Origin of the sequence: Nakamurella aerolata (genome assembly GCF_013002705.1) — a bacterium.
GTDB lineage: Bacteria > Actinomycetota > Actinomycetes > Mycobacteriales > Nakamurellaceae > Nakamurella > Nakamurella aerolata.
Genome location: NZ_JABEND010000004.1, coordinates 231,231 through 244,809 on the forward strand (window position 1 = coordinate 231,231; position 13,579 = coordinate 244,809).

11 protein-coding genes are annotated in these 13,579 nt (G+C 68.8%); 2 read left to right on the forward strand and 9 right to left on the reverse strand.

Translation table 11 applies throughout. The features are described from left to right. Positions 1–70 precede the first annotated feature (70 nt). The 9 genes from HKD39_RS09520 to HKD39_RS09560 form a co-directional block, all read right to left on the reverse strand. The gene (locus tag HKD39_RS09520; protein WP_171199626.1) at positions 71–1,081 is read right to left on the reverse strand and encodes an NAD(P)-dependent oxidoreductase; all 1,011 of its coding nucleotides are present in this window, start codon (positions 1,079–1,081) and stop codon (positions 71–73) included. After that, positions 1,078–2,403, reverse strand: coding sequence for an enolase C-terminal domain-like protein (locus tag HKD39_RS09525; protein ID WP_171199627.1), 1,326 nt, complete (start codon positions 2,401–2,403; stop codon positions 1,078–1,080). Before HKD39_RS09525 ends, HKD39_RS09520 begins: the two co-directional genes overlap by 4 nt. 99 nt (positions 2,404–2,502) lie before the next feature. Continuing rightward, positions 2,503–3,327: a maleylpyruvate isomerase N-terminal domain-containing protein gene (locus HKD39_RS09530; RefSeq protein ID WP_171199628.1), complete on the reverse strand. Its 825-nt coding sequence runs from the start codon at positions 3,325–3,327 to the stop codon at positions 2,503–2,505. A 41-nt stretch (positions 3,328–3,368) separates the two neighbouring features. Next, positions 3,369–5,267 (reverse strand): ABC transporter substrate-binding protein, encoded by a 1,899-nt coding sequence (locus HKD39_RS09535; protein ID WP_343074661.1) that lies wholly within the window; start codon positions 5,265–5,267, stop codon positions 3,369–3,371. A gap of 172 nt (positions 5,268–5,439) precedes the next feature. Next, entirely contained in the window at positions 5,440–5,910 is a 471-nt protein-coding gene (locus HKD39_RS09540; RefSeq protein ID WP_171199629.1) for an SRPBCC family protein, read from the reverse strand. 76 nt (positions 5,911–5,986) lie between these two features. After that, entirely contained in the window at positions 5,987–8,158 is a 2,172-nt protein-coding gene (locus HKD39_RS09545) for an alpha-galactosidase (RefSeq protein WP_212754345.1), read from the reverse strand. Positions 8,159–8,215: 57 nt separating this feature from the next. Continuing rightward, positions 8,216–9,070, reverse strand: a complete 855-nt coding sequence (xth, locus tag HKD39_RS09550; RefSeq protein ID WP_212754347.1) for an exodeoxyribonuclease III — start codon at positions 9,068–9,070, stop codon at positions 8,216–8,218. A 20-nt stretch (positions 9,071–9,090) separates the two neighbouring features. Further along, positions 9,091–10,371, reverse strand: coding sequence for an aspartate aminotransferase type Ic (locus tag HKD39_RS09555; RefSeq protein WP_171199630.1), 1,281 nt, complete (start codon positions 10,369–10,371; stop codon positions 9,091–9,093). Positions 10,372–10,435: 64 nt separating this feature from the next. Further along, positions 10,436–11,029, reverse strand: coding sequence for a hemerythrin domain-containing protein (locus HKD39_RS09560; protein ID WP_171199631.1), 594 nt, complete (start codon positions 11,027–11,029; stop codon positions 10,436–10,438). Between the two features lie 131 nt (positions 11,030–11,160). Here HKD39_RS09560 and trpS point away from each other — a divergent pair, with 131 nt between their 5' ends. Together trpS and yhjD are read left to right on the forward strand one after the other, a co-directional pair. Further along, entirely contained in the window at positions 11,161–12,210 is a 1,050-nt protein-coding gene (trpS, locus tag HKD39_RS09565) for a tryptophan--tRNA ligase (protein ID WP_171199632.1), read from the forward strand. 38 nt (positions 12,211–12,248) lie between these two features. After that, positions 12,249–13,574: an inner membrane protein YhjD gene (yhjD, locus tag HKD39_RS09570; protein WP_171199633.1), complete on the forward strand. Its 1,326-nt coding sequence runs from the start codon at positions 12,249–12,251 to the stop codon at positions 13,572–13,574. Positions 13,575–13,579: the final 5 nt, after the last annotated feature.

The window sequence follows — 13,579 nt, forward strand, 5'->3', positions numbered from 1 at the left end:
CACCGTGCGCCCACTCGTCTGGAATTCGTATCGGTAGGCGAGCCCAACTGGGCTGGGTACTGCGGTTCGGTCAGTTCGGCAGGTCGCCCGGCGGCACCTGGTTGAGCAGCGGCCGGCCGTCGCGGAAGCGGGCCAGGTTGCTGGCGAACAACTCACCGACCCTTGGCAGGTACTGCGGGCTGCCGGTGGAACCGGAGACGTGCGGGGTGATGATGGTGCGGGGCAGCGACCAGGTCGCGTCGTCGGGCTGCAGCGGCTCCCGGTAGTGCGAGTCGAGGGCGGCACCGGCCAGTTCGCCCGACTCCAGAGCGTCGGTCAGCGCGCGTTCGTCCACCAGCGCGCCCCGCGCCGGGTTGAGCAGAAAAGCAGTGCGCGGCAACAACTTCAATTGCGCCGCGCCGATCAGCGACCTGGTGGCGCTGTTCAGGGCCACGGTGAGCACCAGGTAGTCGAGATCGGCGAGGAACGGTGCCCAGTCGCCCATCGGGTACCGGTGCACCTCCAGGGTGCCGTCCGGATCGCCGGTGCCGGCTGGTGCGAAACGCAGCGGTGCCGGACCGATGGGCGAGCGGTTCATCACCGACACGTCCAGCCCGAAAGCCGTTGCCAGCCTGGCGACCTCACGGCCGATACCGCCGTAGCCGACGATGCCGACGCGGCGGCCGCGGAGTTCGGACTGGAACAGTTGCGGGCGTTGGTACTCCCTGCGGTCCGACTGGGCCAGGATGGCGGGGAGGTCCCGCTCCAGGCTGAGCATCATCAGCAGACACCATTCGGCGATCGGGATGTCGTTGACGCCGCTGGCGTTGCTGACCCGCACCCCGCGCTCCGGGAATCGGTGCCCGGCCAGCTGGGTGTAGCCGGCGGAGCCGAGCTGCCACCAGCGCAGGCTCGTCATCGCGTTGGAGTCGGCGGGCGCGACGTCCGACAGCACCACCGTTGCCCGCGCGGCCTGCTCAGCGACCGCTGCGGGCAGCGGCTCGGCGGGGGAGATGGGCGGAATCTGCACCACCTCCCAGCCGGGTACCGATGGCACCGGAACCCCTGGAATCGCCGACAGCGCAAGCGCAGTGTCGCTCATCGGGTGGACCCCGCCCGCGATGCTTCGTCGTCGGAGGTCGGCATGATCTTGCCCGGCACGTCCACCCATTCCTCGTAGCCTTGGCGGAACGGAAACTCGGCCTTGACGGCGTCGTCCAGCCGCACCCCAAGGCCCGGCTCGGTGGGGGCAAGGACATAGCCGTCGGCGTCCAGCCGCAGGCTGTCGCCCCACAGCCGGGTGTGCAGCGCCCCGCCGAGCGGCGGGATCTCCACCACCGCCGTGTTCGCGCAGGCGAAGGCGGCATGCAGGTTCTGCATCACCCCGACGCCGCCGGACCAGGCGTGGCTGGCCACCCGGGCGCCGCGGGCGGCGAAAGCCGTTGCCACCGCGACAAAGTCGGTCATCGACAGCCACGCGGCGTCCGGCTGGGCGATGTCGAAGCTGGCCGGTGCCGCCGCGGATCCTGCCGAGCCGTCCGAGCCGGCGAACGGCGCGAACTCGACGGCGGTGGTGAGCTGTTCGCCGCCGGCCACCGGTGTCGCGGTGCGTGCGGTCAGTTCCGCGTACGCCTGCGGGCCGGTCAGCCCGTCGGATCCGTTGTACGGCAGGGCTTCTTCGAAAAAGATCAGCTGGTAGGGCGCAACGGCGTCGAGCACCGCGGTCGCGGTCTCCAGGTTCCAGCGGCTGCCTTCGCTGCGGAATCCCATGTGCGCGTCCAGCATGATGCCGACGTCAGGGCCGACGTAGTCGCGGATGGCCGCCACCTTGTCGGCCTCCAGCTGCGCGGTGTGCGCCGGGGAGTCGCCGACACTGATCTGCCGACGCGAACCGTCCGGCTCGGTGACGAACCGCCCGGCCCCCAGCTTGAAGGCGCGAAAACCGGCGTCCAGGTAGCGATCCACCTTCTGCTTCAAGGCATCCATCGGCCAGTTGCTGGCGCCGCCGGTGGCGTAGCCAAGCAGCCGGTCGTGCCGGCCGCCGCCGAGCAGCTCGTACGCAGGTACCTGGCGCAGCTTGCCGAGCGCGTCGAACATGGCGCCCTGCACGGCGCTGATCACGGTCGGCCCGACGCCGACCCGTCCCCAGAACTGGCCGCAGGTGGCCATGGCGTTGCTGAGCGCGGCGATATCAGCAGGATCGTCCAGTGCCTGGCCGCGCAGAATCGGGGCGTAGTACTCGATCAGCGGAGCGACGACCTGCGGCAGGTGATAGCCGAGATACGTCTCGCCGACACCGACGACGCCAGCGTCGGTGTGCAGTTCCACCAGGGCCGCGCTGCGCAGCGTGCGGAACTCGAGCATGGAGGGGTCGTCGGAGATGGGGCCGGTCAGCAGGACCGGCCGCAGATCGGTGATACGCACCCGCCCAGCTTTCGCGAAATCAGGTTTCACGTCAATCCACGGACTGCGGCGCCGAGGCACGGAGTGGGCGCCGGGCAGCCCGCGGCGCCGCCGGCGGCGTCACCAGAGCGGCAGCTCGCCGCGCACCGCCGCCGGGATCCGTTCCGGCGCTTCGGCCCGACCGGTCGCCACCAGGATGAACTCGTCCGCCGGTAGTCGGCGCAGTTCGGTGTCGGCGCCGAGCACCCCGGCCTTGGCCTCGAACCCTTGCCGCAGGGTTTGCTCGACCCGTTCCACCGCGGCCGGCAACAGCGGCGGGGCCGCCACCTCCGGCAGGCTCCGGTGCAGGTCGCCGGCATGCACCACCAGCTCGATCAGCCTGGTCTGCAGAAAGTCGGTGAGCCGCATGGTGCCGCCGGTCACCGTCACCGTCGGGTCGTACTGGCCCAGCGCCGCCAGGGTGCGCTGCGCCTGCCCCCAGGCGGCGTCGAGTTCGCCGAGCCGGTCCGCCGCCGAGGCCGCGGCGGCCGCTCTGGTGCGCTCGGCGTTGTCGTCGGCGCCGGCGCTGTAACCGGACAGGAACTGCGGCACCGTCAGCGTTGGCCGGGCCGGTTCGTCCTGCGCCGCAACGGTTTCCGCCTCCGCACCAGGATCGGTCCCTGCGCCGGTCCCGGCCGGCGCCGGTCGCAGGGCGGCGATGGCGTCGAGCGTCCTGGCCAGGTGGGAGATCACGTCGTCGACGGACCACCCGAACAACACACTGGTCTGCTGGCGTTGCGCCGGCGAGATGCCTTGCAGCCAACCGCGCAGCGCGCCCCACTGCGCGGCGACCAGCAGGTCGACGCTGTCGGTGCTGGCATGCGGCCGGTCCGGCGCTGGCTGTGACGGCGGTGCCGGTGAAGACGGTGCCGGTGAAGACGGGGGCTGTGACGACGGCTCTGACACACCACAAACCTACCCAAGCGCCGTGCGCCAGGCCGGGCGGCTCAGTTCTTGTAGACGGTGTTGAATCGCTCGTCCGTTGTCGGGCTCGGCACCAGTCCCTGCACGTTCTTGGCGACGACGATGCCGGGTGGTGACGACGAGATCGGCACCGCTGGCAGGTAGGTCGACGAGATCTTGTTGGAGAGCGTTGCGTAGGCCTGCTGCCGCTGTTTCGGATCGGGGATGGAGTCTGCGGCGGCGACCGCCTTGGACAGTTCCGCCCCCTGCGGGGTGCTCTCGGTGCCGAAGTCGTTGGGCAGCGGTCCCCAGAACGAGGACAGCCAGGAGTCAGGACTGGGGTAGCCGCCGGTCCACCCCAGCAGGTACAGGTCGGGGGTGTGGGCGTTCACCCCGTCCAGATAGCCGCCGTTCCACGGTTTGCTCACCACCTTGAGCTTGATGCCGACGGCCTCGAGGTCTTGGGAGAACTGGGTGAAGATGCTCTTCGGATCGGGCATGTACGGGCGGGTCACCTCGGTCGGCCACCAGAAGCTCAGCGTCACCGGCTTGCCGTAGTCGGCCAGCAGCTGCTTGGCCTTGTCCGGGTCGTAGCTGTAGGTGGGCTGTACCGGGTCGGGGCAGCCCGGCGCCAGCTTCGGGAAGAAGCAGTTGTTCACGTAGGCGCCCTCGGGCATCAGCGACTGCACCATCTGATCGCGGTTCAGCGCGTAGGCGATGGCTTGCCGCACCCGCAGGTCGTTCAGCGGTGAAGCGGTCTTGCGCTGCATCATTGCCAGATACAGCATGTTGAACGCCGGCTGGATGTCGATCTTGTGTCCGGTTGAGCGCAGGTCGTCCCAGTCGGCGGGGTTCGGCAGGTCGTAGCCGTCGATGGTGCCGGCCTGCAGGGCCTGCTTGCGAGCGGTCTCGTCCGGGATCACCTTGAACACCAGCTTGGCCACCTTGGCCTTGGGTCCCCAGTATTTGTCGTTGCGCAGCAAGGTGATCTGGTTGTTGGTCTTGTCGTACGAGCCGAAGACGAACGGCCCGGTGCCGGTCGGGTGCGCGGTGGCGTAGGCGGGATAACTGAACGAATCGCCGGTGGATGCGATGCCGTCGCCGTTGTACTTCTTCAGCGCGGTGGGTGACTGGATCACGAAGGTGGAATCGGCGAACACCGCCGGCAGCTTCGACGAGAAGCGGGTCATGGTGATGACGACGGTGGACGCGTCCTTGGCCTGGCAGCCGCCGTACAGGCTCGGCACCGGAGTGCCGTCGGCATCCTTCTGACCCTTGAAACCGCCCATGTTTTCGGCCCAGAACTGCGCCTGGGTCTGGGCGACCCCGGTCTCGGAGAACATCCGGTCGTAGTTGAAGCAGACGGCATCGGCGTCCAGCTTGGTGCCGTCGGAGAAGGTGACGCCCTTGCGCAGCTGGAACGTCCAGGTCTTGCCGTCGTCGCTGGCGGTGAACTTCTCGGCCAGGCCAGGCCCGACCTCGACGGAACCGGCCTTGGTCTCCAACAGACCCTCGTACAGCTGGTGGGTGATGCGGAAGGTCTCGCCGTCGGTGGCCCACACCGGGTCGAACGATTCGGGGGCGCCGGCCGCGGCAAAGGTGAAGGTGCCGTTGGGATCTGACGGTTGGCCGGTGGTGTCGACGACGACGGAGGTCTGGGCGGTTCCGGCGCCGCCGGTGTCGCCGCCGCTGCCCGCGGCACCGGTGTTCTGGCCGGCGTTCTGCCCGGTCGCGGCGCCGGTGGAGTTGCCGGCGTCCCGCTGCGAAGCGGCGCAACCGGAGACGATCAGCATCGCGCTGACGCCGATCGCCGTCATACCGAGCCTGCTGTGCCGGCCGGTCACCGCGGCGCGGGCGCTGCTGGTACCGCGGGCGCTGAGGGCACCGGGGGCACTGAGGGCACTGACCGCCCTGACGGCACTGAAGGAGCTGGAGAAGCGCACTGCCGACCTCCGAATCGCTCGGATGGCGCCGCACGGGTGTGCGGTGCACAGCACATCGATTCGCAGGAGGCTACGCGGCCCCGGCCCGGAAAACTATGGTCCGCACAGACATTCTCAAGATGTCACCTGTTGGAAACACGGTGACTCACAGCAGTGACGACCGTCGGGTCGGTCAGTTGCCCGCCGCTTCGCTGAGCTTTTCCAGCGAACCGTCCAGCTGTTCCGGGGTGACCAGCGGGAAATTGACCTTCTTCAACAGCTCGGGGTCGCTGACCTGTGACCAGTCGTAGGTGAGCTGGACGTCGGTGGAGTCCGGGCCGTTGGGGGTGAGCTCCCACACCCATTCCCAGCCAGGAGGTTCGGTGCCGGCTGGTGCGGTTTTCCAGGCGATCAGCTTGTTCTGGTCGAAGCCGACGACGGTGTTGTCGGTCTGGTAGTCGCCGCCCATGTGATCGCCGGTCATGTCCATGCGGAACACCTGCCCGGTACCCGAGATGCGCTGGGGCTTCACCGCTCCGCGGACGAAACCTGATCCGTCGAAGGACTGGTGTTTGCCTGGATCGCTCAGAATGTCGAAGATGTCCGATGCGGATGCCGGAATCGTCCGGGACACAACAACTTTGCTGTTCTGCGTGTCAGCCATGGCCACCATCGTGCCGCGCTCGAGGCCCGGCCGCAACGGCGCCGGCGCGGCGCACCCCAACTCGCAGTGCCCGTCGTCAGCTCAGCTGCTGGATCTCGATGAGCTGCGCGGTCTGCGGCAGTCGCCGCGGCATCCAGAAACCGACAGTGGCGAGTACGGCGCCGGTGACCGGGACACCGCCGGTCGGGCCGGCGGGATCGGCGTGCGGTGCCTCACCGCCGACGGCCTGCTGCGTGAGGCCGCCGAGCCAGCTCAGCTGGTACCGCGCCTGCGGATCGAGCCCTGGCACTTTGAGGCTGGTGCCGCGGTTGCTCATCGACTCGTCCAACTGCACGACGGCCAGCAGCGCGCTGCGCCGGTCGGCGGCGATCACGCCGTTCAGCTGCACGTTCTGGTCTTCGGCCGGGGTGAACCGCACCACCCGCCCGGTGTGCAGCAGCGGCCGCCAGGTCTTGTACAGCGCGATCCACTCGGCCAGCTCCGCCAGCTCGGCCTCCGACGCCTTGGTGATGTTCCACTCGACACCGAATGCGCCGAACATGGCCACGGCTGCCCGCATCGGCAGGCCCAGCTGCCGGCGGGTCTGGTGCGATACCGGCGCCGAGACGTGTGCACCCAGGTACTCGGGGGCGATCAGCTGGCTGGTCCAGCGCTGAATCTGTTGCCGGGCAAGGGCATCCGTCATGTCCGAGGTCCAGAATCGCTGCACCTGTTCGATCACGGCAAGGTCGATCCGGCCGCCGCCGGAGGCGCAGGATTCCCAGGCCACCTGTGGGTGCCGCGCGCGGAGGTCGGCCAGCAGCGCCGCGAACGCCTCGGCCTGCCGGTGTGCCGCCGGCGCGCCGGCTCTGGTGTTGCTGCCGGCGTCGAGCAGCGGGCGGTTGTGATCCCACTTGACGTAGTCGACGGCGTTGTCGGTCAGCACCTTGTCGATCGAATCTCTGATGTGTTGCCAGGCAGCGGGATTGGTGAGGTCGACCACCTGCTGTTGCCGCTCGGGAACGGGCGTCCGGTCGCCGGTCTGCAGGATCCAGTCGGGGTGTTCGGTGAACAGGTCGGAGTCGGGGTTCACCATCTCGGGCTCGAACCACAGCCCGAACTGCATGCCTAGCTGATGCACCTTCTCGATCAGCGGAGTCAGCCCGTCGGGCCACACGGTGGGATCGACCCACCAGTCGCCGAGCCCGGCCGAGTCGTTGCGGCGCAGGTGGAACCAGCCGTCGTCGAGTACATAGCGCTCTACCCCGACCTGAGCCGCGAGTTCGGCCAACCGCAGCAGCTGCGCAAGGTCGTGGTCGAAGTACACGGCCTCCCAGACGTTCAGCGTCACCGGCTGGTGTTCGGTGTGGGCCGGCAGACTCCGCTGCCACTGGTGCAGGGCGTCGGCCAACCCGTCAAGGCCGTCGGTGCGGGCGGCGATCACCACCCACGGGGTGGTGTAGCTCTCGTCCGGCGCCAGGTCGATCTCGCCAGGTTGCAACAGTTCTCCGGCGCTCAGCTGGGCGGGTTGCCACGGGCCCCGCTGCACCGCGTGACTGGAGTTGCCGCTGGTGGCCACCACCGCGGCGATCACCGATCCGCTGCCGAAGTCGAACCCGGGGGTACCCGCCACCAGCATCGTGGTGGAGTCGAGTCCGGGGCGGCCGAGCCGGGACTGCCTGTCCCACAACCCGTCCGCGATCCGGTGCCGCTGCGGAATCCGTTCCCGCAGATGCCGGCCGGTGAAGTCGAGCAGCTCGATGTGATCGTCGGCCAGCGGCACCGACACCTCGAGCCCCTGCAACAGGTAGTGGTCGGATCCGGTGTTGCGCAACGTGTGCCGGGCCCGCAATGCCCCGCCGGTCAGCGTCTGCACCTCGGTCCGCAGTGCCAGCCCGGCCACCGGATCAACCGCATCGATGGTGAGCGTCCCGTCGCCGGCGGTGATCGCCTCGGTCTGCAGCATGGGTGACCAGTCGCGGCCGGCGGGGAGCGTGCCGGTGCCCGGTCGGAAACCGCGGAGCCCTGGGCGGGTGTAGTCCGGCCGGTACTGCTCGGTGAGCAGTGGCGTCCCGCGGTGGGGACCGGCCAGCGCCGCCGCTTCGGCGGGAGCAAGACTGGCCACCTCGGCAGCGGTACCGAGCAGCCGCAGCACCGGAAGCCCCTGCGGGTGTCTGGGGTCCGCGTCCAACACCACGGTGGTTGCGCTGTCGGATGATGCGGACTCTGGTGTCGGGAAAATGAGCGGCAGCGAGACCTGCTCTGGCATGCGGTCGTCCTTCCGGCGGGGGAGCGTGCGCCTGACGGTATCGAGGCTCTGGGCCGCTCAGGTCGGTGGGTCCACCCAGGTGTAGTCGGCGACCATCGGTGAGTGGTCGCTCATCCGCTCCGCCATGGTGGCCGAGGTGTCCACCCATGCGGCTGTCGCGGTGCGGGCCAGTTCTGGTGTGGCCAACTGGTGGTCGATGCGCCAGCCGGCGTCGGCGGCCCAGGTGGTGCTGCGCCACGACCACCAGGTGAACGGTCCCACCTCGTCCGGCCGCAGCGTTCGCAGCACATCGACCAGCCGGCCCGGCGCCAGCTGCCGGTTGATCCATTCCCGCTCGGCCGGCAAAAAGCCTTCGGAGCCACGGTGTTTGCGCCAGAACCTGATGTCGGGCTCTGCGGGAGCGATGTTGAAATCGCCACAGAGCAGGTACTGGTTGCCGCGGCGGCTGCGCCGGATCATCAGCGCGATGCGCTGCTCCAGCAGCGCAAGGAAGCGCAGCTTGCGCAGATACTTCTCGCCGTCGACGTCGCCCTTGGGTAGGTACAGCGACGCAACGGTGAGCCCGGGCAGATCGACTTCGAGGTAGCGGCCCTGCGGGTCGAAGTCGTCCGGATCCTCGTGCGGTGGAAGGGTTGTCGGACGACGGGCCCGGGCTGGCAGCTCAGCGAAACCGCGTCGCACGGCCAGCGGTGGTTGCCGGGTGAGGATCGCGACGCCGTTGCGGCCGGCCCGGTTGCCGGCGTGATAGCTGAAGTGCCGGCCTGCGTGCACCTCGGGTGGAACGGCCGGCGCAGGTGCTCGAACCTCTTGCAGGCACACCACATCGGGCCGGGTGCGCTGTTGCCAGTCGAGGTAGCCGCGGCGCACCGCGGCGCGGATCCCGTTGACGTTGAAGGTGGCGACGCGCAGCACGAGTAGCGGTGCCGGGTCGATCAGGACGAGCGGTTGCCGGCGCGGGCGGCCGCCAGCAGCACGCAGGTGGCCAGCCCTTCCATGGCCGGCCGCAGATCGGCCTCCGGTGGGAAGCTGGGGGCGATGCGGATGTGCCGGTCCCTCGGGTCGTTGCCGTACGGGAACGCCGAACCCGCTGGGGTGAGGGCGATTCCCGCTTCCTTCGCCAACCTGACCACCTCGGCTGCGGTCCCGTCGGGGACGTTCAGGCTGACGAAGTAGCCGCCCTCGGGAACGGTCCAACTGGCGATGCCGGCCGGCCCGAGCCGATCGGTGAGTACCTGTTGCACCAACGCGAACTTGGGGGCAAGCAGGTCACGATGCTGACGCATCAACGCGCGCACCCCGTCGGCGTCGGCGAAGAACCTGCTGTGCCGCAACTGGTTCACCTTGTCGGGGCCGATGGTGCGGAACTGGGCGTGGGAGCGGTACCAGTCCAGGTTGCCGGTGCTCGCTGCCAGAAAGCTGACCCCGGCGCCGGCGAAGGTGATCTTCGAGGTCGAGGCGAATACCAGTACCCGGTCGGGATTTCCGGCCGCCTCCGCCAGCGCCAGCACGTCAAGCGGCGGGTGTTCGGTGTCGGTGAGATGGTGCAGCGCGTAGGCGTTGTCCCACCAGATCCGGAAGTCGGGGGCGGCCGGCATCGCCAGCAGCTCGCGCACCGCGCTCTCCGGGTAGACCACCCCGTCCGGGTTCGAGTAGGTGGGCACCACCCACATGCCGCGGATGGCTGGGTCCTGCGCCAGCAGGGCGCGCACCTGGTCAAGATCGGGCCCGTCCTGGCCCATCGGAACAGGGATCATCTCGATGCCGAGGTGTTCGCAGATACCGAAGTGCCTGTCGTAACCGGGGGTCGGGCAGATGAACTTGACCGGCCGGCCGGACTCCGCGGCATGGGTGGCCCACGGCTGCTCGCCGCCGATGCCGTGCAGCATGGCGAAGGCGATGGTGTCGTGCATCAACGACAGGCTGGCATTGTCCGCGGCGATCAGGTTGTCCACCGGCACGCCGAGCAACTCGGCGAAGATGGCGCGCAGCTCCGCCAGCCCGGACAACCCGCCGTAGTTGCGGGTGTCGGTGCCGTCAGCGGCTCGCCAGGCCTCGGACTCGTTGCCCGGCAACGACAACAGCGCATTCGACAGATCGAGCTGATCGGCCGACGGCTTGCCCCTGGTCAGGTCGAGCGCCAGGTTCTGCGCCTTGAGCTCGGCGTACTGCTGCTCCAGCGCGGCGAGGTCAAGAGCTGTGGCTGCGGCTGTCATGCCCTCAAGCGTAGATCGGGCCGCCCCCGCCACCCGCTGCGGCCCGCGTTGCCGGCGGGGGCGCTTACTCGGTTTCGCTGCCTTGCACCGAGTTGCGGCGCCGGCCGGCAGACTTCTTCTTGGCTGACACCTTGCCGCCGCGGCGCTTGTTCTGCTCGACGAACTTCTCCGGGTCCTTGTCCTTGGGCGGCTCGCCGCTGGCGCCCTTGAGCGCCTCGTAGCGCAGGAACTGGATGGCGACCTCGTTGCGCAGTTCCAGGCTGGCCTGCTGCCGGAAGTCGGCGAGGTCCTGCCGCTCCTCCTCGGCCATGTGCTCGCTGTTGGCCACGTTGCAGTCCGTCACCGCGGTCCACCAGGCCTTGCCGCCGGTCTTGGCGCGGTCCACCCGTCGCACCGCCTTGCGGATCTGGTTGTGGTCGTGCACCGCGTCCTCGGTCTCTTCCTCCACGTCCGGCGCGTCGCCCGCCCCGGTGCCGAGCTTGAGCAGCTCGGGGTAGAAGTAGCGTTCCTCGGCCTCGGCGTGGTTCTCCAGCAAGATCGCCAACCGGCGCCAGATGGCGGCCAGGCCCTTGGTGTCCTCGCGCGGCCACTGTTCCAGCAGGGCGAAGGCGTGCCGCTGCTCGTCGTGCTGGCGCTGAATCTCGTCACAGATGTCCAATGCTGCTCCTTGGCGTTCGCGTGGCCCCTGCGGGAATCCGCCTGGGCGTGAATCTCGGCGGTACTGCTGTGGCACACCTGTTCCCCGTCCTGCCCGCAGTCACACCTCGGCGCGGTGAAAGTATGGGAAACATGAGCGCCGAGACCGCAGCCGAGAACGCAGCAGAGAACCACACCGGTGGGCACCGGCCACGGGTGCTGTCCGGGATCCAGCCGACCGCCGACTCCTTCCACGTCGGCAACTACCTCGGCGCGCTCAAGCAGTGGGTGGCCATGCAGGAAACGCACGACGCCTTCTACACCGTTGTCGACCTGCATGCGATCACCGTCGAGATCGACCCGGCGGCGCTGCGGCACCGCACCAGAGTCTCGGCAGCGCAGCTGCTGGCGCTGGGCATCGACCCGCGGCGGTCGACGCTGTTCGTGCAGTCGCAGGTGCCGGCGCACACCCAGCTGAGCTGGGTGTTGGAGTGCCACACCGGTTTTGGTGAGGCCAGCAGGATGACGCAGTTCAAGGACAAGTCGGCCCGCTCCGGCGCCGACCGCAGCTCGGTCGGATTGTTCACCTACCCGATGCTGATGGCGGCGGACATCCTGGCCTACCAGACCCAGCAGGTGCCGGTCGGGGAAGACCAGCGTCAGCACCTTGAGCTGACCCGCAACCTGGCGCAGCGCTTCAACGCCCGCTACGGCCGCACCTTCCAGGTGCCGGAGCCGTACATCCTGGCCGAGACCGCGAAGATCTACGACCTCACCGAGCCGGCAGCGAAAATGAGCAAATCGTCGCCGGGCGGCGCGCTCGACCTGCTGGCACCGGTCAAGCAGTCCGTCAAGCAGATCAAGAGCGCGGTGACCGACACCGAGCGCGAGATCCGCTACGACGAAGAGCACAAGCCGGGGGTGTCCAACCTGCTCACCCTGCTGTCGGTGCTCAGCGGCACCTCCATCCCCGACCTGGAGAACCGCTACGCCGGCAAGGGTTACGGCGATCTGAAGGGTGAGCTGGCCGAGGTGTTCACCGACTTCGTCACACCGCTGCAGCAACGTGTCGGTGAGCTGATGGACGACCCTGCCGAGCTCGATCGGGTCCTCGCCGAGGGGGCGGGCAAGGCTAGGCAGGTGGCCGACGCGACACTGGCCGACGTGTATGACAAGGTCGGATTCCTGGCGGCTGGTCGCTGACTCGCGGCCCGCCGAGAGCTCACCGAAGGAGCACCGAGATGACCGCACCCACCCGGCGCCGGCCGGAGCAGGACACCGCGGTAGCGGTAGTGGAGATCTCCGAGCCGGACCCCACCCGCAATCCGCTCACCGCCGAAGACCATCTGGCCCACGGCGGCAGCTACCGCGACCGCATGCGCGAGGCCGATCAGGGCGCTGCGGTGCGCTACAGCGAAGAGCTGGTCGGCGACGCCGAGGGTGTCGCCGACCAGGCGAAGTCGTTCGCGCAGCGGGTGCAGCAGGTGCCGTGGATCGCCCATCTGATCGCCGCAGGCAAGCGCTTCGGTGAGCGGCTCGGCAGCCAGTTCGGCGCCGCCATCACCTACTTCTCGTTCCAGTCGATCCTGCCGCTGCTGATGGTCGGTTTCTGGGTGCTCGGCATCGTGCTGAAGGGCAATCAGACCGCGATCGACAACGTCAAAGAGAATGTGCGGCAACAGATCCCAGGCACGTTCACCAGCGACATCATCGACGCCGCGGTACAGAACGGGGCCGCGGTCGGCATCGTCGGTATCGTGCTGGCGCTGTACTCGGGTGTCGGCTGGATGTCGAACGTCAGGGCGGCCGTGCAGGCGCAGTGGCGTCCGCAGTTCGAGAAGACCGAGGCGGAGAAGCGCAAGACCAGCTTTGTGGTGCAGTGGCTGAAAGATCTGCTGACGCTGGTCGGGCTGGGAGTCGCGCTGTTGGTGTCGGTGGTGTTGACCTCCGTCGGCGGCGCCGCCCAGTCCACCGTGCTCGGCTGGCTGGGCCTGGACGACGTGGGCTGGCTGAAGCCGGTGTTCGCCGTCGTGCCGATTCTGCTGGCCGTTGTCGCGGACGTTGTGGTGTTCGTCTGGTTCTTCCGGATGATGCGCATTCCCACCTATACCCCGCCCAAGGGCGCCGTGCTCAAGGGCGCGATCATCGCGGCGGTCGGCTTCGAGGTCGCCAAGATCGCGATGACGTTCCTGCTGCCGCGGATGACGAAATCGCCCGCGTTCCAGCTGTTCGGCTCGATCCTGGTGCTGCTGTTCTTCTTCTTCCTGGTGGCACGGCTGATCCTGTTCGTCGCCGCCTGGATCGGCACCGCGCCGCGGCCGCCGGAGCCGGAGCTGCCCGAGGTGCCCGGTCCGCCGGTGCTCGCCGACGAGGACGTCTCCCGCGGCACCGCGGCGGCCCTGGTCGGCGTCGGCACCGCGGTCGGTGCCACCGCCGGATACCTTGCCGGCGAACGCATCCCGGACCGTCACCGCAAGCGGCTGCTTGCCAGCCTGCGGCCGACCGGCAAGGTCAGCCCGACCCGATTGGTGAAAGCCGCCCGGAGCTGGCGCGGCATCACCAAATAGCCGGC